Source organism: Pseudophaeobacter sp. EL27 (assembly GCF_900313025.1).
In the GTDB taxonomy this organism is placed as follows: Bacteria; Pseudomonadota; Alphaproteobacteria; order Rhodobacterales; family Rhodobacteraceae; genus Pseudophaeobacter.
Map to the genome: position 1 here is coordinate 52086 of NZ_OMPQ01000013.1, position 21457 is coordinate 73542.

Annotated in this window: 20 protein-coding genes and 1 tRNA gene; 7 read left to right on the top strand and 14 right to left on the bottom strand. The window is 57.5% G+C overall.

The features are described 5' to 3' along the window. Nucleotides 1-34 precede the first annotated feature (34 nt). Nucleotides 35-637 carry a superoxide dismutase gene (locus ED661_RS15375; RefSeq protein WP_122074813.1) on the bottom strand — a complete coding sequence of 201 codons (603 nt, stop codon included), beginning with the start codon at nucleotides 635-637 and terminating at the stop codon, nucleotides 35-37. Nucleotides 638-761: 124 nt separating this feature from the next. Between ED661_RS15375 and ED661_RS15380 the strand changes: the two genes are divergently transcribed. Beyond that, nucleotides 762-1538: an FkbM family methyltransferase gene (locus ED661_RS15380; RefSeq protein WP_254054859.1), complete on the top strand. Its 777-nt coding sequence runs from the start codon at nucleotides 762-764 to the stop codon at nucleotides 1536-1538. 25 nt (nucleotides 1539-1563) lie between these two features. On the opposite strand, the gene ED661_RS15385 is transcribed toward ED661_RS15380, so the two are convergent. From ED661_RS15385 to ED661_RS15420, 8 genes are all read right to left on the bottom strand, one after another. Then, a complete protein-coding gene (locus ED661_RS15385) occupies nucleotides 1564-1971 on the bottom strand; it encodes a hypothetical protein (RefSeq protein ID WP_122074815.1) in 408 nt (135 codons plus the stop codon). Between the two features lie 90 nt (nucleotides 1972-2061). After that, complete coding sequence (locus ED661_RS15390) at nucleotides 2062-2475, bottom strand: hypothetical protein (RefSeq protein ID WP_122074816.1); 414 nt, start codon at nucleotides 2473-2475, stop codon at nucleotides 2062-2064. 195 nt (nucleotides 2476-2670) lie between these two features. Continuing rightward, nucleotides 2671-3084 carry a hypothetical protein gene (locus ED661_RS15395; protein ID WP_122074817.1) on the bottom strand — a complete coding sequence of 138 codons (414 nt, stop codon included), beginning with the start codon at nucleotides 3082-3084 and terminating at the stop codon, nucleotides 2671-2673. Between the two features lie 28 nt (nucleotides 3085-3112). After that, entirely contained in the window at nucleotides 3113-3493 is a 381-nt protein-coding gene (locus ED661_RS15400; protein WP_162930147.1) for a hypothetical protein, read from the bottom strand. Nucleotides 3494-3719: 226 nt separating this feature from the next. Next, entirely contained in the window at nucleotides 3720-4286 is a 567-nt protein-coding gene (locus ED661_RS15405) for a sarcosine oxidase subunit gamma (RefSeq protein ID WP_122074819.1), read from the bottom strand. After that, nucleotides 4279-7311, bottom strand: coding sequence for a sarcosine oxidase subunit alpha family protein (locus tag ED661_RS15410; protein WP_122074820.1), 3033 nt, complete (start codon nucleotides 7309-7311; stop codon nucleotides 4279-4281). Before ED661_RS15410 ends, ED661_RS15405 begins: the two co-directional genes overlap by 8 nt. Nucleotides 7312-7357: 46 nt before the next feature. Beyond that, nucleotides 7358-7699: a sarcosine oxidase subunit delta gene (locus ED661_RS15415; RefSeq protein ID WP_122074821.1), complete on the bottom strand. Its 342-nt coding sequence runs from the start codon at nucleotides 7697-7699 to the stop codon at nucleotides 7358-7360. 33 nt (nucleotides 7700-7732) lie between these two features. Further along, entirely contained in the window at nucleotides 7733-8977 is a 1245-nt protein-coding gene (locus tag ED661_RS15420; protein WP_122074822.1) for a sarcosine oxidase subunit beta family protein, read from the bottom strand. 229 nt (nucleotides 8978-9206) lie between these two features. Between ED661_RS15420 and ccmI the strand changes: the two genes are divergently transcribed. Genes ccmI through ED661_RS15435 form a run of 3 tightly spaced genes read left to right on the top strand, consistent with a single transcriptional unit; the run spans nucleotide 9207 to nucleotide 11159 of the window. After that, a complete protein-coding gene (gene ccmI, locus ED661_RS15425; RefSeq protein WP_122074823.1) occupies nucleotides 9207-10454 on the top strand; it encodes a c-type cytochrome biogenesis protein CcmI in 1248 nt (415 codons plus the stop codon). Further along, the gene (gene ruvX / locus ED661_RS15430) at nucleotides 10451-10924 is read left to right on the top strand and encodes a Holliday junction resolvase RuvX (protein WP_122074824.1); all 474 of its coding nucleotides are present in this window, start codon (nucleotides 10451-10453) and stop codon (nucleotides 10922-10924) included. Before ccmI ends, ruvX begins: the two co-directional genes overlap by 4 nt. Beyond that, entirely contained in the window at nucleotides 10917-11159 is a 243-nt protein-coding gene (locus ED661_RS15435; protein WP_122074825.1) for a DUF1289 domain-containing protein, read from the top strand. The genes ruvX and ED661_RS15435 overlap by 8 nt, the downstream gene beginning before the upstream one ends. A gap of 9 nt (nucleotides 11160-11168) precedes the next feature. Here ED661_RS15435 and ED661_RS15440 read toward each other — a convergent pair whose 3' ends face one another. Both ED661_RS15440 and dusA read right to left on the bottom strand, forming a co-directional pair. Then, nucleotides 11169-11969, bottom strand: coding sequence for a hypothetical protein (locus ED661_RS15440; protein ID WP_122075450.1), 801 nt, complete (start codon nucleotides 11967-11969; stop codon nucleotides 11169-11171). A 140-nt stretch (nucleotides 11970-12109) separates the two neighbouring features. After that, the gene (gene dusA / locus ED661_RS15445) at nucleotides 12110-13138 is read right to left on the bottom strand and encodes a tRNA dihydrouridine(20/20a) synthase DusA (RefSeq protein ID WP_122074826.1); all 1029 of its coding nucleotides are present in this window, start codon (nucleotides 13136-13138) and stop codon (nucleotides 12110-12112) included. 368 nt (nucleotides 13139-13506) lie between these two features. Here dusA and ED661_RS15455 point away from each other — a divergent pair, with 368 nt between their 5' ends. Beyond that, the gene (locus tag ED661_RS15455; protein WP_162930148.1) at nucleotides 13507-14283 is read left to right on the top strand and encodes a hypothetical protein; all 777 of its coding nucleotides are present in this window, start codon (nucleotides 13507-13509) and stop codon (nucleotides 14281-14283) included. A gap of 449 nt (nucleotides 14284-14732) precedes the next feature. Beyond that, nucleotides 14733-14807: transfer RNA gene (locus ED661_RS15460), tRNA-Asn, on the top strand. Between the two features lie 927 nt (nucleotides 14808-15734). Here ED661_RS15460 and ED661_RS15470 read toward each other — a convergent pair. The 3 genes from ED661_RS15470 to ED661_RS15480 form a co-directional block, all read right to left on the bottom strand. Beyond that, nucleotides 15735-17138, bottom strand: coding sequence for a TRAP transporter large permease (locus ED661_RS15470; protein WP_122074830.1), 1404 nt, complete (start codon nucleotides 17136-17138; stop codon nucleotides 15735-15737). Nucleotides 17139-17143: 5 nt separating this feature from the next. After that, nucleotides 17144-17797: a TRAP transporter small permease subunit gene (locus ED661_RS15475; RefSeq protein WP_122074831.1), complete on the bottom strand. Its 654-nt coding sequence runs from the start codon at nucleotides 17795-17797 to the stop codon at nucleotides 17144-17146. Between the two features lie 85 nt (nucleotides 17798-17882). Beyond that, the gene (locus tag ED661_RS15480; protein ID WP_122074832.1) at nucleotides 17883-18899 is read right to left on the bottom strand and encodes a C4-dicarboxylate TRAP transporter substrate-binding protein; all 1017 of its coding nucleotides are present in this window, start codon (nucleotides 18897-18899) and stop codon (nucleotides 17883-17885) included. A 589-nt stretch (nucleotides 18900-19488) separates the two neighbouring features. Between ED661_RS15480 and acs the strand changes: the two genes are divergently transcribed. Next, the gene (gene acs / locus ED661_RS15485; RefSeq protein ID WP_122074833.1) at nucleotides 19489-21450 is read left to right on the top strand and encodes an acetate--CoA ligase; all 1962 of its coding nucleotides are present in this window, start codon (nucleotides 19489-19491) and stop codon (nucleotides 21448-21450) included. Nucleotides 21451-21457 lie beyond the last annotated feature (7 nt).

The window sequence follows — 21457 nt, forward strand, 5'->3', positions numbered from 1 at the left end:
GGCGTTGTCAAAAGGATTGCAAATCTGGAGAGGGTTAGCCCAGACGCGATGCAACGTTTTCCCAGTTCACCAGGTTGTCGAGGAAGTTCGACAGGTAGGCTGGGCGTTTGTTGCGGAAATCGATGTAGTAGGAGTGCTCCCATACGTCGCAGCCCAACAGCGCGGTCTGGTTAAAGCACAGTGGGTTTACACCGTTTTCGGTCTTGGTCACGGCCAGCGAGCCGTCAGCGTTTTTCACCAGCCAGGCCCAGCCAGAGCCAAACTGGCCAGCGCCAGCGGCAGAAAACTGCGATTTGAATTCGTCAACCGAGCCAAAGCTCTCAACCAGTGCTTTTTCCAGATCACCAGGCATGGCGGATGCGCCAGGGCCCATCATTTCCCAGAACTGGTTGTGGTTCCACAGCTGGGAGATGTTGTTGAAGATACCGTTCTGCGCCACAGAGGAGGCGTCATAGGTGCCTTTGATGATCTCTTCCAGCGACTTGCCGTCCCACTCGGTGCCGGCGATCAGCTTGTTGCCGTTGTCGACATAGGCTTTGTGGTGCAGGTCGTGGTGGTATTCCAGAGTTTCTGCGGACATGCCCTTGGCTGCCAGCGCGTCATGTGCATAAGGAAGATCGGGAAGTTCAAAAGCCATGATGGACCCCTGTCAAATTAGTGTTGCGTTCCTGTGCAGATACATGCGGCGCGGGGGGCAGCAGGTCAAGTACCAAGACAATAAAACCGCGCATGTCTTATGTGCAAAAGTGAGGGAATTTGAGATGATCGCAGAGACTTGGATCGCCGCGCGCAAAATGTTTTACCGCGCCCGAGGCCATTATGCGGGCTCTCTCAACAGCATTCCCTTTCGCCTCGACCCCTATCACTCCAAATTCTGGCGCAAGGCCTCTGCGGGAACCTGGGAGCCCGAGACCTTTGCGGTGCTGGACGAACATCTGGACGCGGATCACGACTATCTCGACATTGGGGCCTGGATTGGCCCCACCGTGTTATACGGCGCCAGCCTGGCCCGGCGGGTCTATTGTTTTGAGCCAGATCCGGTTGCTTTTCGCTACCTCGCCTGGAACCTTGAACTCAACGCGGTACAGAATGTCTCTGCCTTTTCAGCGGCGCTGAGCCAGGGGGTCGGCATCGCCCGCATGGCCTCCTTTGGCGGCGAGGCCGGCGACAGTATGACCAGCCTGCTCAACGATGGGGAGCATGGCTCTGATGTGATCACCCTGGGCTGGGAGGATTTTGCCAAATCAGCGGATCTGAGCCGTGTCTCCCTGGTCAAAATGGATATTGAGGGGGCAGAGTTCGACGTGCTTCCCAGCCTGATCCCCTGGCTGAAAGAACACCGCCCTGCCCTCTATCTCTCCACTCATGCACCGTTCCTAGATCCGCAGATCCGCAAGCAGCGGATGCAAGAACTCGCCGACAGCCTGTCCTTCTACAGCACCTGCCTAGAGGACAATGGCCAGGCATCGGGGTTTGATACCCTCACACAAGAGCGCGCCTTAACCCGATTCCCGACATTCTTGTTCAGTGACAAATAGTTGACAGCAAGTGCCATTAGTCAGGCTATTTGCAAAATAGGGTTCCAGGGCCGTCCCGCGCCCCACCTGAAGGGATTGCGACCCACATCTGCCCTGCTTTTGTTTCAGGCTTGAAATCTACTCTGTAGCCAATCGACATGATGGTCCCTTCCGTGGTGCGCAGCCCAATCCTCCACTTGAAGCGCAGGGTCTCGTTATCTCTGCGTTTGAGCTTGACCGTCACAGGCCCCTCTTCCCCAGGCGTCTCCATCCCATGGTCAACCAGAACCGTCCCGTCTTCCTCGTTAATGGAGAACTTTATACCATAGGGGGTCCAGCCCCCCGTCCGCTTCGCTTCGATACGGCAATCATAGTCAAATTTCGCCTCCTGTGCGGCCTGAACCACTGAGCCGAATACAGCCAAGACCAGAGCTGCTGAAAGAAGTGCCTTCACGTGATATCCTTTTGGTGTTCATTCACTTCATGTTTCTCAAATCTTCGTTTTCATCCCAATCAGTTAGCCCTGAATTTTCAGTTGGTTTATTCACGTGCCCCCAACCTTGGTACAGGTTCCTGCGCCGCGTGGAGACCGTACGCCGGGAAAACTCTCTGACAGAACCTGGAGCGAGACTTTCAAATTGCCCAGATTCAAAACAGCCCTGTAGCGATCATTGCTCAGTTCTGTGGCTTTTGCGGCCAGGGCGCGGCTAGGGGTCCAATCCAACAGGTAGGAATGACTGCTGCGCTGTTTCAGAACCACAGGCACTGGCCAGCTGTCCTCAGATATCCGAATCGAGACGGTCTCGCGGTTTCCCTTAAATTGCACCGCTACCCGTTCTGGTATCCATCCGGCTTTGGTCACGGGCCTTAGGGTACAGATAAAACTATCTGCCGCAACAGCGCTGCTGCCAAACAGGAAGATCGTCGAAAACAACAAACTGTTTACGTAATTCACCATCAGATCCTCAAGACACCCATTTTTCGCCAATGTGTTTCGATAATATCAAATACTACTAAAGATTGAATTTAACAATAATCAAATTCGTCAGGGGTGAACGTTGCGGCAACTGCCTGATAAGAGGAAAAATTACATCCTTTCACGATACAGGTGACGCTCGCAATTTCGCTGGAATAGAGGCAAGTGACTCTCCTTCTAGGAAACCGGTCGACATTTTCCACTTCCACGCGCGTGATTGGCATATCCACCCAGGTAGCCTGTGAACGTTGCTGTCATCTCATTGAGGTTCAGCCGCAGAATACTCTGTGAACTGGCAGTGGTATTGCCATTCACCGGCAGGTTTTCAATCCCCCAGGAAATTGTGTAGCGAGAAGCCCCGACCTCCTCCAACACAGCGGCAATTGGCTTGCCATAGACCTCGTGAATATGCCCATCATAGGCCAGAACGGACCCGCGGTTTTTGCCAAACTGGATAAGCACCTTTGGCGGCACCAGGCCAAATCTCGTATGCGCGGCCAATTCACACATGAAGCGTTCCGCGGCCTGCGTTTGGGTGCCAAGGCAAAGGCCTGCAACCAGGGCAAGGCCCAGGTTTCTGAGCTGTTTCATTCTACACCCCTGCTCTTTCATTTTTCTCTCAAATTTTCCCGCACTTACCAGTCACAAAGGCAGGCGCAGTTCCATGAGGTCGGTCATCACCAACCCTCAGAAAAACCTTATTCAATGTCAGGTCCAACGAAGCCTGAAATTTGTAAAACCCGGACATTCCGCGCTCCACCGCTCGAAGGCCGGGCATAGTCCAACGAAATTTGACCTTGTTACCCTCCTCAGAGGTCACAACTGCGACAATTGGATTTTTGGAAATGGTCCGCGTCAAAGGCCCCTGCACGCGCACGGTGTTTCGTGCTTCGTTCAGAAAAATATCCAAGGTCCAAGGGTGCTGTTTGAGCGGTGCGACGATCCGCCTTCCCTGAGCCAAATCGGTCATCTCACATCGAATTTGGGTGTCTTTTGCCATGGCAGGCAGCGCGTGAAAACCAAAACACATCCCCGTCATGGCGACCAGTGGCACTAGTCTACAAAATCGCAAAATCAAAACCCGTCACTGCTCTACTCGTCCAATCTGTTACAGCTTCAACAAATGCAAAAACACAAATGGCAAACGAAAAAATGCCCTCAAAATTGCTTTGAGGGCACCCTAGTTTCACAGTTTTGACAATTCAACCTTAAAAGGAATGCGCCCCTCAGTAAACGTCCACAGAGGATTGTGGATGGGCGGCATTCGACAAGAGATTGAACATATAGGCGCCAACCGAGCGGAAGCAGACCAAGCGGAAGCTGCCGTCTTCTTCCATCCAGAAAGCCGCTGCCACCTGTGCCGTCCGGCTGCGACGGAAGTCACCTGCAGCAAAGGCTTCGGGTGACAGATCCACCGGAGCGATCTTGGCCAGTGTCTCGCGCGCACCTGCGCCCGAGATGCTGAAGTAGGACCGTGCGTCGGACACATTGGCCGCAAGCGCATGTTCACCCGACAGGGCCTCGGCCAGCGCGGCAGTTTTGGCCACAGCTTCGCCGTAGGGGACCAGCAGCAGCAGCTCATCCGGGGACATCCAGGCCGCAGCGCCGCTCTCAACCACCGAGACCTTGCCCTGCGCGGGCACCTCGGCGCCGGTGGCCGCCTTGACGGCAGCCCCCAGAACAGATGAGGAAAGATCGCCGCGCAAGGTGATCATCCCCTGCAGACCAGCGTCCTTGACGGTTGCGATGCCGGTGAACTCGGCGCCATTGGTTGCGGTGACAGGATTAGACATTCTGCTTCTCCCCTTCCTTGTCATAGAAGACCGGGTCGACGATCTTGGCTTGGTAGATCTTGCCATCGGTTCCGGGGAACTCGATCACCTCGCCCATGCGTTTTGGTCCGTGTTTGACCAGCCCCATGGCAATGCCACGGCCCAGCGTGGCGGAGTAATAGGTCGAGGTCACCCGGCCGATCACGTTCTGCTGGCCATTGGCATTGATGCCATTGCCACGCGCATAGGCGCCATCGGGCAGTACTGACCCATCGACGGTTTCCAGACCAACCAGTTTCCAGCGGTCGGGATCGGCCATATGCGAGCGCAGATGGGCGCGTTTGCCAAGGTAGTCCTCTTTCTTCTTGGACAGGGCCCACTGCAGGTTGAGATCCTGCGGGATCACGGTACCGTCGGTTTCATCACCAATCATGATGAAACCTTTTTCGGCCCGCAGAATGTGCAGAGTTTCAGTGCCATAGGGCATGACATTGAATTCCTTGCCCGCTTCCATCAGCGCGTCCCAGAAAGCCTGACCTTCGGAGGCCGCAACTGCGATCTCGTAGGACAGCTCACCCGAGAAGGAGATCCGATAGGCGCGCGCATTGAAGCCGCCGATCTGACCATCACGCCATTCCATGAAGGGCAGCGCGTCCTTGCTGAGGTCCATGCCGCCACCGGCTTTGTTGTTGAGCTTTTCCAGCACCTTGCGGGCCTTGGGGCCAACAACCGCCACCTGCGCATATTGCTCGGTCACATTGGCGACATAGACTTTCCAGTCCCACCATTCGGTCTGCAGCCATTCTTCCATGTGACCATGGATGCTTTCGGCACCGCCAGTGGTGGTGTGGCACAGCCAGGTGTCTTCATCGATGCGGGCAACAACGCCGTCATCAGACAGGAAGCCGTTCTCGGAACACATCAAGCCGTATCGGCATTTGCCAATCTTCAGGTTCGACATCATGTTGGTATACATCATGTCGAGGAATTTACCTGCATCCGGGCCTTTGACGATCAGCTTACCCAGGGTCGAGGCATCCAGCAGCCCGAGGTTCTCGCGGGTGTTCTTGACCTCGCGGTTCACCGCGTCATGACGGCTTTCGCCGCTGCGGGTATAGGCAAAGGGACGGCGCCACTGGCCAACCGGCTCCCAATCCGCGCCATTGGCGTCATTCCAGTCATAGATCGGTGTCTTGCGTACCGGCTGGAAGATCTCACCACGGGCCTCGCCGCCAATCGCCCCCATGGAAATGGGGTGGTAGGGTGGACGGAAGGTGGTGGTGCCGACCTGCGGGATTTCCGAGTTCAGACTGTCAGCAAGGATCGCCAGACCGTTGATGTTGCTGAGCTTGCCCTGATCGGTCGCCATGCCCAGCGTGGTATAGCGCTTGGTATGCTCAACGCTTTCATAGCCTTCGCGGGCCGCCAGCTGCACGTCAGAGACTTTGACGTCGTTCTGATAATCGAGCCAGGTCTTCATCCGCAGCTTGATATCTGCCTTGGCAGGCATCAGCCAAACAGGTTCCATCAGGCTCTCGTCTTCGGAAACACCTTTTGGGGCCTGTGTGGTTTTGGCAGGGAAGCCAGCAGCCTCGGAGGCCTGCGCACCAGCGGCGGCAGCATCTTCCAGCACCGCAGCCAGCCCCAGGTTGCCATTGGCCGAGCCACTGGCAATCACAAAGCCTGCGCCATTATCGCCCAGTGGTGGGCGCGCGGGGTCAGGGCGGAAGAAGGCGTTTTCCTTGTCCCAGTTCAGCTTGCCACCGCAGTGCGACCACAGGTGCACCACCGGGGACCAGCCACCAGACATGGCAACCGCATCGGCTTCGACCTCTTCACGTGCACCACCTTCGCCATTCTGCGCACAGATCGCCACTTTGGTGACACGCGGGCCATCCTTGACCTTGGCAATGGCGCGGCCGAGCTCAACCCGGATACCTTTTTCGCGCACGGCCTCCATCAGAGCACCGCCGCCGGTTTCGCGGGCATCAACGACGCGCACCACTTCGACGCCCGCCTCATGCAGGCACAGCGCTGTGCGATAGGCATCGTCATTATTGGTGGCAACCACGACCTTTTGGCCAGGGTTCACGCCCCAGTTCACCACATAGTCACGCATCGAGGCCGCCAGCATTACGCCCGGCACATCATTGCCAGCAAAGGACAGCGGACGCTCAATGGCTCCGGTAGCGGTGACGATCTGTTTGGCACGGATCCGCCACAACCGGTGGCGCGGACCACCCTGTCCGGGGACGTGGTCGGTCAGACGCTCATAGCCCAGCACATAGCCGTGGTCATAGACGCCTGAGCTCATGCAGCGATCACGCAGCGTGACGTTTTTCATGCCGCGCAGCTCTTCCAGGGTCTTTTCAATCCAGACCTCAGGTGCTTCGCCGTCAATTGTGCCGCCATCGACGGGCGCACGACCGCCCCAATGATTGTTCTGCTCCAGAACCAGCACCTTGGCACCGCTTGCCGCAGCCGCCTTGGCGGATTGCAGACCAGCAACACCGCCACCAACAACAACCACATCGGCAAAGAAGTAGAAGTGTTCATAGGTGTCGGGGTCTTTCAGCTCTGCCTCAGGGGCGGCGCCCAGACCTGCCGATTTGCGGATGATGGGTTCATAGACGTGCTTCCACAGCGGCCGTGGGTGGATGAACATCTTGTAGTAGAAACCAGCCGTCAGAAAGCGCGACAGCTTGTTGTTGATCGACAAGACGTCGAATTCCAGGCTGGGCCAGTGGTTCTGCGAAGCCGCCGACAGCCCCGAAAACAGCTCGGTTGTGGTGGCGCGCTGGTTGGGCTCGTAACGATCCCCGGTGCCCAGCTGCATCAGCGCATTGGGCTCTTCCGAACCCGCAGCAACAACGCCACGCGGGCGGTGGTATTTGAACGACCGGCCCATCATCACCTGATCATTGGCCAGCAGCGCCGAGGCCAGGCTATCACCGGCATAGCCCTGCATGCGTTTGCCGTTGAAGGTAAAGTCGATCTTTTTGGACCGGTCAATCAGCCGGCCCTGTTTGGCGAGACGCGTGCTCATGTGCTCAGACCTTTCAAAGTAAAGGCGAAGATTTCAGGGAGGCGGATCATTCGGAAGCATCCGAATACTCGCGCCAGCTCCAACCGGGGCGTTTTGCGGTGATCTTGTCCTTGATCTCCTGCGGCGGTTCATAGGTCTGCGCCGAGTAGGTGCCAAAGACCTCCATAGTCATGGTGCAGCGCGCGGCATGGAACCACTTGCCGCAGCCATTGGCATGGCGCCAGCGTTCAAAATGCACACCCTTGGGGTTTTCGCGCATGAACAGATAATCATGAAACTCGTCATCATTTGAACCAGGGCCATAGCGCTTCAGATGCGCTTCGCCACCAGCGGAGAGTTCAGTTTCTTCGGCTTTGACGCCGCAATAGGGGCATTCAAGGATCAGCATGGTGCTTGCTCCGTAATGTTGAATTTTGCGGCGTTAGTGCGCCACACCAGCGGCGACGCTCTCGTCGATGAACTTGCCTTCTTTGAAGCGATCGATCGTGAACTCTTCGGTCAGCGGCGAATGGCCTGTGGCCATCAGCTCTGCCATGGCCCAGCCGGATCCCGGGATCGACTTAAAGCCACCGGTGCCCCAACCACAGTTGATAAAGCAGTTGCCCACAGGCGTCTTGGAGATCAGCGGCGAGCGGTCACCGGTCACATCCACAATACCGCCCCACTGGCGCAGCATCTTCAGGCGGCTGACCATAGGGAAGGTCTCAACCAGTGCGCGCACGGTTTCCTCGATATGATGGAAAGAGCCACGCTGGGTGTAGTTGTTGGCCGCATCCGTGCCGCCACCAATCACCATCTCGCCCTTGTCAGATTGGGACATATAGCCGTGTACGGTATTGGCCATCACCACCACATCCATGCAGGGTTTGATCGGCTCTGACACCAGCGCCTGCAGCGCCACAGATTCCATTGGCAGGCGGAAGCCAGCCATTTCAGACAGATGCGAGGCATTGCCTGCAACCAACATACCCATCTTGTCGCAATCAATCGGACCTTTGGAGGTCTCAACACCCGCAACGCGGCCGTTTTCAACCCGCACACCGGTGACTTCGCATTTCTGGATGATGTCCATGCCCATGTCGGAACAGGCACGCGCGTAACCCCAGGCCACGGCATCGTGACGGGCGGTGCCGCCGCGTTCCTGCCACAACCCGCCCAAGACAGGGTAGCGCGGACCATGCAGGTTGATGATCGGCACGATCTCTTTCACCCGCTCGGGGCTGATCCATTCGGTCTGCACACCCTGCAAAGCATTGGCATGGGCGGTCCGCTTGTAGCCGCGGATCTCATGCTCGGTCTGCGCCAGCATGATGACGCCACGGGGGCTGAACATCACGTTGTAGTTCAGATCCTGAGACATGGTCTCATAGAGGCTGCGGGCCTTTTCATAGATCGCAGCCGAAGGATCCTGCAGATAGTTCGAGCGAATAATGGTGGTGTTACGACCGGTATTACCGCCGCCCAACCAGCCTTTTTCGATAATCGCGACATTGGTAATGCCGTAATTCTTGCCAAGGTAATAGGCGGTGGCCAGACCATGGCCGCCAGCCCCCACGATGATCACATCGTAATGGCGTTTCGGTTCCGGCGAGCGCCATGCGCGCTCCCATCCGGTATGATAGCGCAGGGCTTCCCGCGCGACAGCAAAGGCTGAATAGCGTTTCATGGGCGAATCCGATTGGTTCGAGACTGTTTACAAGATGCCTTAGAGGCACCTGCAAGCGGTGCCGTTTATCGTCGCATTTTTGCACTCTTGCGACATGCGGCCAATCAGGCCCTGGCGGGACAGGAGCGCGCAGCCATCCAGTTAGGTCTTTTTTCCTGTGTCTCGCATCTATAGATGGGGTCTAGTGGCGACCCTGCCCAAGACATGAGACCTATGAGGCTGCGTAACTATGGTATTCTGGATCCTGATTTCCTTTGTGGCTCTGGCAATGACCACCCTGTTGGGGCTTGTCCTGTTGCGCGCCCACAGCGTCGGAGAGCCCCCAGCCGCCTATGATCTGCGGGTCTATCGCCAGCAATTGAGCGATGTCGACAAGGATCTGCTGCGCGGTGTGATCAATGAATCCGATGCCCAGCGTGTGCGCACCGAGATCTCGCGCCGCATTCTGGCCGCTGACGCCCAGTTGCAAAAGCAAAGCACTGGCAACACCCAGCCCAAAGGGTTTAGCCGCCTGACGGTCTTGCTAACCGCAGCCCTGCTGATCGGTGGTACTCTAGCAACCTATGCCGTGCTTGGCGCACCTGGTTATGTCGATATGGGACTTGCCTCGCGCATCGAGGCTGCAGACCAGTATGCTCAGTCCCGCCCCAATCAGGCCGAGGCCGAGAGCAAAGTTCCAGCTTTGCCCAGCCCTGATCTGGAGCCCGGCTACGAAGAGCTGGTGGCGCAACTGCGCCAAACCGCAGGGGAGCGACCTGATGACGCCCAGGGTCAGGCGCTTTTGGCACAGCACGAGGCTAACCTCGGCAATTTTGTCGCCGCCTATCAGGCAAAAGAGAATTACATCCGCATCATGAGCGGCGATATAGTGGCTCAGGATTTCGGTGAGCAGGCAGAACTGATGATCATGGCCGCTGGCGGATATGTCTCCCCCGAGGCCGAAGAACTGCTGGATGGCACCCTCACGCTGGATCCCCGCAATGGTCCCGCCCGGTATTACTACGGTTTGCTGCAGGGGCAACTCAACCGTCCCGACATTGCCTTCAAGGTCTGGGCTGATACCCTGCGTCAGGGGCCCAAAGGTGCGCCCTGGATCAACGGCATCGAGGCGCAGATCGCAGAAATGGCCTTCCGCGCTGGCGTCGATTACACCCCCATTGCCCCGCCTGCGGCCCCAGGCGCCGCCGCTCCTGCCCTTGCCGGTCCCAGCGCCGAAGACCTGTCGGCAGCGCAGGAATTGACTGTCGATGAGCGCCAGGAAATGATCCGGGGCATGGTCTCACGCCTGTCCGATCGCCTGGCCACCGAAGGCGGCTCGGCGCCGGAATGGGCACAGCTGATTGGTGCTCTGGGCGTTCTGGGTGAACGGGACCGGGCCCAGGCCATCTATACCGAGGCCAAAACCCGTTTCTCGACAGATGCAGAGGCTCTGGCGGGTCTTGAAGCCGCTGCAAAACAGGCAGGGTTAACGCCATGATCTATGAAGATTTCGAGGAATTCGCAAAAGCAGCCCCCGGCTTTACCGCGCTTGCGGGTCTGGACTTTGGCGACAAAACCGTTGGCGTTGCGATCTCGGACCGAATGGGGACGGTTGCGACTCCGCTGGAAACCATCCGGCGCAAGAAATTCACGCTGGATGCCGAACATCTGTTTGAGATCGTCAAGAAGCGCGAGGTCGGCGGGCTGGTGCTTGGGCTGCCGCGCAATATGGACGGCTCCGAGGGGCCGCGCTGTCAGAAAACCCGCGCCTTTGCCCGCAACCTGTCCCGCCTGACAGAGCTGCCTATCGGGTTTTGGGACGAACGTCTCAGCACCGTGGCCGCTGAAAGAGCGCTATTAGAGGCAGATACGTCACGCAAACGTCGCGCAGAGGTTATCGATCATGTGGCGGCTTCCTATATCCTGCAGGGAGCACTTGACCGTATGAGGCACCTGAAGAATGACTAAGAGCGACGGCAAAGAGGTTTGGCAGCGGGATGAGATCCAATCTCCCTGCATCAACATATGCGTGGTCCACCCCGAGGCCCGCATCTGCACTGGCTGCTATCGCTCGATTGATGAGATCACCAGCTGGTCAAAGATGAGCAACGCGGAACGCGCTGATGTCATGGCAGACCTGCCGGGCCGCGCAGGCAACCTGACCAAACGACGCGGTGGTCGCTCCGCCCGGCTCAAACGCTGATCACCCCCGCTAGGCCTCATTGATCCAGGCAGACACCCCGCCAATCAGATCAGGGCGGAAATAGGCGATGGCGCGCCCCTGCCCCGTTGCATCAGCCCCTGGTGTCTTCTCCCAAGCAGCGACACCGTGCAGGCAGAGCCTATGCATCAGATAGGCCTCACCGGGCCGCGCATGAACGGCGACCTTTGCACAGGTTTCAAACACCTCGGCACGCGCTGTCTTATAGGCCTCGGTCACGTCAACCTGATGCCAGGTCTCAGGCGCATGTCCATGAAAGGCCGCAGCAAAACCGCGACGCATCACCTCGTGACTGCCCTCCCAGATCACTAGGGGGGCGGCCTCAGCCGGGCTTGGGTTGAGCGGAATGCCCAGCACCCAGGCATGTGGCTCTTCGACCCGGCGATTGCGGGTGGTACCAAACATCTTTACCCCATCAACATGGGCCGCATCGCGACGGGACCGGTAGCGGAAAGCGGCCTCATTTTCGCCGAAGCGCGGACGTGGGTAGCCGGGATAGACCACGGAAACCTGAGCCTTATGCAAATCCGCGATGCCACCAAAATGCTGCGCAATGAAATCCAAGGGCGCACCGCGCAAAGCTGGACCTCCCGGCAGGGTTCCGCGCAGATCATTGTCTAAGGCGTCAACGCCAATGAACCAGGTGCCCTCACAATCGAGCCACTCCGCATGGATCGGATCCTGCGCCGCCTTTTGGGCCAGTGGCCGCGCATAGGCTGCCCACTCCGCCAAGGCGCTGTCATGGTCAAACCGGGTCCAGCCGCGTTTCAAAAACTCCTGCCACTGCGTCATCGCAGCCTCCACCATTTGCACGAGAAAGCGACAAAGCCTTCAGATTTGGCTTATACCCGTCGCGCAGAGACCCTAGCTACAGCAGCTGCGGCAAACCCTACCCGGCAAGCGGCGTTCGCGATAGATCACGTCTTTGTGCATCACACCGCAATTGGCTCACGCACAAGCTGACCCAGAGCCTGTTGCACCAGTTCAGGACCTGATCCCGGGCGGCTTGCCCCCTCCGACAGCATGCGCCGCCAGGCCCGCGCACCGGGACGACCGGCAAAAAGCCCCAGCATATGCCGGGTGATCTGATGCAACCGCGCGCCCTGCCCCATCTGGGCCTCAATATAGGGCAGCATCTGCATCACCACCTCAAAGGGATCGCGCACCTCCCCGGAACCAAAGATCCGCGCATCCGCCGCAGCCAGAATATCAGTCGGCTGATGATAGGCGGCACGCCCCACCATGACCCCGTCCAGCCCTTGCTCCAATTGCGTGACAGCCGCATCCAAAGTATCAATGCCGCCATTGATTGAGATATGCATATCGGGATAGGCGCGCTTCATCTCATGCACCAAATCATAATCCAGCGGCGGGATATCGCGGTTTTCCTTTGGTGACAGACCTTTGAGCCAGGCCTTGCGGGCATGGATGGTCACACGTTGGCACCCGGCAGCGCGAATTTTTTCCAAAAACACAGGCAAGATATCGCGTGGCTCCTGCTCATCCACGCCAATGCGGCATTTCACCGTGATCTCCACGGCCACCTTGGCGCGCATCTCGGCAACACAATCTGCCACCAGATCGGGGCTCTGCATCAAAATGGCCCCAAAGGCCCCTGATTGCACCCGGTCACTGGGGCAGCCGCAGTTGAGGTTGATTTCATCATAGCCAGCTTCACCACCGAGCAACGCAGCCTGCGCCAATTCAACCGGATCCGAACCACCAAGCTGCAGGGCCACGGGATGCTCTTCCACGTTGTGATCCAGCAGATGCAAGGCGCCCCCGCGCACCAATGCAGGCGCCGTCACCATTTCCGTATAAAGCAGCGATTGATGGCTCAGCAGCCGATGCAGATACCGGCAATGTCGATCGGTCCATTCCATCATGGGGGCAACGGAAAGGCGCGCAGCCCGCCGAACATCAGAAAACCCTGTTTTTTCTTGTTTTTTTGGATTCGCCATTTTGCGCGTTTTCCCCGTTTCGGCCCGATTTAGCCCCGTTTTTGAGTGCAGTGCTACAGAATGTAGCACCGACGGCGCCGTGTAGCACTTTTTTTCGCCTGAGTTCCAGCACTCCAAATCATGCGCTGCCGGGCAACCACCCTATCCCATCGGTTTTCCCCCATTCAGCCCGATCGCCCCCGGTTTGGGTTTCAAACCCAATCAAACCCGCTTCCGAAAAAACCGAACGATCAGATGTCGCAGCCATGGAAAACCCGTGACTGAAAGGAACTCCCAGGGGAACTATCACAGAGCGCCTCAAGACCAATGGCAAGTCGAGCTTCACTGCCCAGATCCGCAAGAAGCAAAAAGGCAAGGTCATCCTCAATTTGGTCGAGACATTTACCTCGGAACAGGCCGCGAAAAACTGGCTAAAGCGTCGTGAAGCCGCATTGAAAAAGCCAGGGGGATTGTCGCGCGCCGTAAACGCGAAGGCACGCAAAAGCGTTGCCGATTGCATAAGCGATTACATCGACGCCTCCCCTGAAGGTTTTGGGAAATCAAAGTCTCAAATGCTGAGCTATTTTCAACGATTGGATTTCGGCGCGTCTGCCATAGAGGATCTTGCGGCGCGGGATTTTGTGAAACTCGCAATGGAGCTTCTTTCAGGGCTTCAAGCTCGACCTTCTGATCCGAACAAGGACACGCCATCACACGACACCTTCAAGCCCCGCAAACCTCAAACGGTCAACGGCTACATGGTGACGTTGGGCACGCTTATCCGCTTTGGTGGGCCGATCTGTGGGGTCACCATGCCGCAAGCAGAGTTCGAGGAGGCGATGCGCACCCTTCAACATCAGAAGATCGTGACGAAATCAGCGCAACGGACCCGTCGACCAACTCTCGACGAGCTCGACTTGCTGATGGACCATTTCGTCAACGGCTATCGAGCAAACCCTCGCATGGTGCCCATGCACAAAATCGTGGCTGCAGCGATCTTCGAAACCCACCGCCAAGGAGCCCTTCTACTGCAAACTTGGGCTGATTATGACCTGGCGAATGAAGCGAGGGCACATATGCGCTCGTCAGGAACTCTCGCCAGGAAACAAATCTGTCTGCGTTCTTGTCGCTGTCCGGTATTGCCATGTCTCTCTCCCAACTGTTGACAGCCTCTCTGCTACGACCTCAACTTGGGTTCAGGTCAAGAAGAAAACTCAATGACCGGTTTTTGACCAAATGAAGGCTGAAGGCTTGCCAAACCTGGTGCTGTTTTACAATGCCCAGACCATACGTGCCGTAGCATGGCCCCTCTTTCAGGAACTTGGCGAACAAATAGGCGCAAAGGAGGAGAGGAACCAAGATTGTGACGGGCAGTTTCCTGCCGCCGCAGCTTGGGTTCTGACGCCCTTCGTCACCTCGCTTCTCACAGTAAACGCCTTCGAAAATTGCCTGTGGTTCCCACCCAACTCCCGGCTTACGCACTGTTTCATGCCATTAGCGAAAGGGTTTCATCTCGCCCCCGCCAGACAGGGATGTAGGGAGGAAGAAAAAACTTTGGTTTGGTGTATTTTTCTTCTGGACGCGCAAAAATACCAAAGCTATACGGAGCCCACATTCCGGCGTAGCTCAGCGGTAGAGCAGTTGACTGTTAATCAATTGGTCGTAGGTTCGATCCCTACCGCCGGAGCCATAAAAAGCCACCAAGCTCAACAGCTTGGTGGCTTTTTTGGTTGAGTAGAGGAAATCCTGTAAAACCCTACAGTTTGCTCATAGGTTCATTGAACCAATTTCTATTCGCTTTGCCGCCTGCCCCAGCTGGTGCCCAATTTTACCCCCCCAGGAATTCTGCACGATGAAGCCGCGCGAGGTATAGCCATCAACTGCAAAAGCATGTCCCCCCGCGGCAGCTGGAGCCGGAATAGTCTTCCCTCTCCCATTCATCATAGCGCCGCGCAGCGATATTGAGCATCTATTCGCTGTCTTTTTCTGGAGCGGGGGCAAGGCAACCGGGGCATCAATCGGTTCGGTCCGCCAGAACTCCAGTGCTTTTTGATACCAGGACAGATAGGTCACAACAGCGGCAAGGCCAAAGCCGGTGCAGGCACGCTATGCGCCCTGATCAAGCGCCATCTCTGATCGGAGATACTGATCCAGAAACAAGGAGACTTGTTTGCCAGAAGGGTACTGCGAAGACAGCGACACAAGCTGTGGGCGAAATTCGCGATCTTTAAAATCAATGCGACCTGGGCGGGCGTCCAATAATGTGAAAAATGCCTCCTTGCTTGATTTCTTCAAGCAACGCTGCTGCCGATACAGCCACATGAAGAGCTCAACCTATAGAAAGTTCGCTCAAATCACTTTCCATTCCGCCTATATTACACATTTCCCGATTCCAAAAATCGACAAAGGCCTCCTCATACCACCACCTAGTAATTTGATAAGAATAATAAAACTTGTGACCCCCATAACTTCACAGAGCAACAATATCTGCCTCATGGGGGCGGGTCCGGTTTGATCAAAGACAGCAGTTCCGAGTCAGAAAGCAAAGTAAAAGGGGCGGAGGAGATCAGTCCTTCCGCCCCTTTTTTTCAGGTTGAGCTTGAGATCAGACCCCGCGCTACTGAGCCAGGCTTGGCAGGTAGAGCACAATCGACGGGAAGGCGACCAGAAGCGCGATGGTCACCCCATCGGCGATAAAGAAGGGCATTACCCCGCGGAACACATCCTGCACGCTCAGATCATCGCGCACACCAGCCACAACAAAACAGTTGAGACCAATTGGCGGGGTGATCAGGCAGAACTCGGCCATCTTCACCACCAGAATGCCAAACCAGATCGCACACATCGTCCCCGACATGCCAAAGGCACTGTCGGCAGCGGCAACGCTTTCGCCGCCATTCAGCGCCATGACCGCCGGATAGACCACCGGCAGGGTGAGCAGCAACATGCCAATGGCATCCATGAACATGCCCAGCACCGCATAGGCCAGCAGGATGCAGATCAGGATCACCATGGGCGACATCTCGAGGCTGGTGATCCAGTCAGAGAAGGCACCGGGCAGATCGGCAAAGCCCAGGAAACGCACATAGATCAGCACCCCCCAGATGATGGTGAAGATCATCACGGTGAGCTTGGCAGTTTCCAACAGCGCCGATTTGAACTCGCTCCAGCGCATGCCACGCCACAGCGCCATGCAGAAGACCACAAAGGCCCCCAGCGCGCCGCCCTCGGTCGGGGTGCCCCAGGCATCGCCGCCAAAGGGGTTGTAGACAAAGCAGATGATGATGACGACGACAAAGACGATCGGCAGCGCACCGGGCAGGGATTCAAAGCGCTGGCGCCAGGTAAAGCCTTTGACCGGGGGGCCGACGTTTTTGAACACCAGCGCAATGCCGACGATCAGCAGCACATAGACCACGGCACTAAAGGCTCCGGGAATGAACCCTGCTAGCAGGAGCTTGCCCACATCCTGTTCCACAATGATGGCATAGATCACCAGGATAGCTGAGGGCGGGATCAGCGAGGCCAGCGTGCCGGCGGCAGCCACCACGCCTGCGGCAAAGCGCTTGTTATAGCCAATCGCCAACATCTCGGGGATGGCGATACGGGCAAAAACAGCCGAGGTCGCCACGGAGGCGCCAGAAACGGCGGCAAAGCCAGCGGTGGCAAAGACGGTGGAGACTGCCAGCCCACCGGGCAGCCAGGCAATCCAGCGTTTGGCGGCCTCAAACAAGGCACGGGTGAGACCGGCATAATAGGCCAGATAGCCGATCAGGATAAAGGTCGGGATCAGGCTCAGCGCTTGGCTCGAGACCTTGGAATGCGGCACCTGCCCGGCAATTTTGACCGACACGGTGAGCGCCTTGCCAAATTTGTCGGGGCTATAGCCAAACTTGGCCCAGAAAATCCAGATCAACCCGACAAGCCCGGCCAGACCAGCGGCAAAGGCCACCCGCATGCCGACAACAACCAGCACCAGCAGGAAGCTCGTGACCCAGAGGCCAATTTCAATTGGTTCCATGTCTGCTACCCCTGCCCGCCAATGGCGTCATTGTCATGACCGCTCAATTGTTCCGCCTCAGCCGCAGCCTGTTCCGCTGCATCCTGGATAAGCGGCACCGCAACCGGAGCCTCCAGCCCCAGCACCATGGCCCGGCCGTAGCCCCAGGCCTGCAGCACCAGACGCAGGCAGAGCACCGAAAAGGCAACTGGCACCAGCAGTTTGGCAGGCCAGATCGGCAGGCCGATATCGATGGAACTGTCGCGGCTCCACAGGGGCGCTGCAAAATCAAAGGAGCGGGTAAAATGCGACCAGCTGCCCCAGACCAGGGCCAACATCAGCACCAGGATCAACAGGACAGAGATCAGTTCAAACAACCACAGCGCCCGTCCCCGCAGCGAACCGATAAGGATATCCATACGGATGTGGCTGCCATCGCGCTGCACATAGGCGATGCCCATAAAGGCAATCAGCGGCATCGCCTGTTCGATCCAGTCAACGTAGCCGGGCAGCGGCGCATTCATCGTATTGCGGCCGCCAACCGAAACAACAGCCAGCAGCATCAGTGAAAAGACTGCCAGCCCGCTGACCAGCGCAAGCAGCTGCTCCAGCCCTAGCAATTTGCGGTCAAGACGGCTGATCAGACTGCCATCTTCCAGCACCGCAGCGTTTCCCGCCATGGGGCCCACCTTTCATTAGAGGGTTCCAGGAAATAGAAAACGGGGCCGAGAGATCCCTCTCAGCCCCGATGTCATGCAGGCGCTCTTAGTTCCCAGCGCGGGTGTCTTCCAGTGTCTTCAGCACCAGATCATAGAGCTCCTGGCCTGGGATGCCCTGGGCTTCCATGTCTTTGATCCACTGTTCGCGGATCGGATCCGCCGCAGTGGCGCGGAAAGCAGCCAGTTCGGCCTCTGGCAGCATGACCTTGGCCACGCCTTTTTCTTCCAGAACGCTGTCCCATTTGTCGAGCAGCGCGCCATAGTTGGCCAGATAGTGCGAGATCGCCTCGTCTACCGAGCTGTCCAGCGCGGTGCGCTCTGCGTCAGACAGTGCGTCATAGGCGTCGGTATTGACCACGACGGGGCAGTTCACCGTGCCGGGGTTCAGGTTGGCGGTCCACCACTCAGCGCGGTTGATGGTGCCAAAGGCCAGATGCGCGTGCTGGGCAAAGGCAACGGTATCTACAACGCCGCTTTCCATGGCGTTATAGGCCTCGGTCGCGGTGACGGATGTTGGCACCGCACCAACGGCAGAGAAGGCTTTGCCGATACCGCCGGTGGCACGGACGCGCATGTCTTTGAACTCGGCAACCGCATCACGGGGCTCACCGGTGCCAACGATATTGTACTGTGGCATGGGCGAGGTCATCAGCAGCTTGGCGTTCCAGCGGGCCAGATCCTTTTGCGCCGCCTCATGGCCGTAGACGGCATGGCTCACGGCCACTTCTTCTTCCAGGGTGTTCACCCCGAGGAAAGGCAGTTCCAGCACCGTGATCGAGGGGTTCTTGTCGCGGTGATAGCCGGCACAGAACTGCGCCATCTCAAAGGCACCGATGGAGATCCCGTCAAGGTTTTCTTTGTTCTTGGACAGACCACCATAGCTGATGTTCAGGGTGAATTCGCCATTGGTCTTGGCGCTGACCAGCTCGGCCAGTTTCTCAACATGCTCGGTAAAGGCGCGACGCTTGCCCCAAACCGATACGTTCCACTCAGTCGCAGCGGCTTCACCAACGAGTGCAAAGCTGGCAGCAACCGTCACAGCGGCAGTCAAAATCGTCTTCATTCTGTTCTTCTCCCATGTTGCGCCCGTCCCTGTCCCCGGGGCCCTATCGGGCGACGGTTCGGCAGGCGCTTGGCCGATAAGCTAACGGCAAGAGACACAGCTGCCAAGCCCAGAGGGCCGCCAAATCAAAGAGTTTACATCTGCAGCTGCAAGGGGACGGGAGTGAACTGTGACCCTGCTCGGATGACGCACAAAGTCACCTATCCGGGCGCAACAAAATTGCGCAAGATGGCCTGACTTTGTCTCTATTGCGCCGAGCGAGGCACAAAATGCCGCAGGTAAAGAAGCCTCTGAAACGGCTCTCACACCCATTTAGGGTGCATTTTTCCTATCCTTTACAAAAATACCGGCCCCAAACCGTTGACTCCTAATCTCCATATTCACAAGGGTTTTTGTTTACATATTGGTAACAAATTTTCAGGTTTTACCCGAGCAGGGAAATTCATTTACAAGCAAATCGTTATTTTCCCGTATCTTATTCACTTATTTTCCACTCACCCTATGATCACCGTGAGGGAAGGAAACGGTTTGACAGTCACGCCCAGCAGTTGTGGTGTCGGACCGACTAGATATCTGGGAGGAGAACAGCATGTCACAGCAGCCCGTAGGTCAGGCCCACGCGCCATCCGAGGAAACCGTTGCCCGCGCCCATGTGGACAGTGCCAAATACGATGAAATGTATGCCGCTTCGATCAACGATCCGGAGGCGTTCTGGGGAGAGCACGGCAAACGGATCGACTGGATCAAGCCCTTCACAACGGTGAAGGACGTGAATTACAGCTTTGGCGAAGTCTCGATCAACTGGTTTGCTGACGGCACTCTGAACGTCTCAGCCAACTGCATCGACCGCCATCTGGAAACCCGCGGTGACCAGACTGCGATCATCTTTGAACCCGACGATCCTGAAGAGGCCGCGCAGCACATTACTTATAAAGAGCTGCACCGCCGCACCTGCCGCATGGCCAATATCCTGGAAACCATGGGCGTGCGCAAAGGCGACCGGGTGGTGATCTATCTGCCGATGATCCCCGAAGCCGCCTATGCGATGCTGGCCTGTGCCCGTATCGGCGCGATCCATTCGATCGTCTTTGCCGGCTTCAGCCCCGATGCGCTGGCCGCACGGGTCAATGGTTCAGACGCCAAGGTGGTGATAACCGCAGATGAGGCCCCCCGTGGTGGCCGCAAGACACCGCTGAAATCCAATGCTGACGCCGCCCTCTTGCACTGCAAGGACACGGTGAAATGCCTGGTGGTCAAGCGCACCGGTGGCCAGACCACCTGGGTGGCCGATCGTGACTATGACTATAACGAGATGGCGCTGGAAGCGAACGACTACTGCAAACCCGCAGAGATGAACGCTGAAGACCCGCTCTTTGTACTCTATACATCGGGCTCCACCGGCCAGCCCAAGGGCGTTGTACATACCTCGGGTGGCTATCTCGCCTATGCGGCGATGACCCATGAAATCACCTTTGATTACCACGATGGCGATATCTACTGGTGCACCGCTGACGTGGGTTGGGTCACCGGCCACAGCTATATCGTCTATGGACCGCTGGCCAATGGTGCCACCACCTTGATGTTCGAAGGCGTGCCAACCTACCCCGACGCCAGCCGTTTCTGGCAGGTCTGCGAAAAGCACAAGGTCAACCAGTTCTACACGGCTCCAACCGCACTGCGCGCCCTGATGGGTCAGGGCAATGAATGGGTTGAGAAATGCGATCTCTCCTCGCTGCGCCTGCTGGGCACCGTGGGCGAGCCGATCAACCCCGAAGCCTGGAACTGGTACAACGACGTGGTCGGCGGCGGCCGCTGCCCCATCGTTGACACCTGGTGGCAGACTGAAACCGGTGGCCATCTGATGACGCCGCTGCCCGGCGCCCATGCCACCAAGCCTGGCTCAGCGATGAAGCCCTTCTTTGGTATCAAGCCCGTGGTTCTGGATCCGCAGTCCGGCGAAGAGATCTCTGGCAATGGTGTTGAGGGTGTTCTCTGCATCAAAGACAGCTGGCCCGGTCAGATGCGCACGGTCTGGGGCGATCACGAGCGCTTTCAGAAGACCTATTTCTCTGACTACAAAGGCTACTACTTCACCGGCGACGGCTGCCGTCGCGATGAAGACGGCGACTATTGGATCACTGGCCGCGTCGATGACGTGATCAATGTATCCGGTCACCGGATGGGAACCGCCGAGGTCGAAAGCGCGCTGGTGGCTCATGCCGCCGTCGCCGAGGCCGCTGTGGTGGGCTATCCACACGACATCAAAGGTCAGGGCATCTATTGCTATGTCACCCTGATGAATGACCGCGAGCCCTCTGATGAACTCTTGAAAGAGCTGCGCACCTGGGTCCGCACCGAGATTGGCCCGATTGCCAGCCCCGATGTGATCCAGTGGTCCCCCGGCCTGCCCAAGACCCGCTCCGGCAAGATCATGCGCCGTATCCTGCGCAAGATTGCCGAAAACGACTTTGGCGCTCTGGGTGATACCTCGACACTGGCCGATCCTTCGGTGGTCGATGATCTGATCGCCAACCGGGCAGTAAAGGGGTAACTGGAGC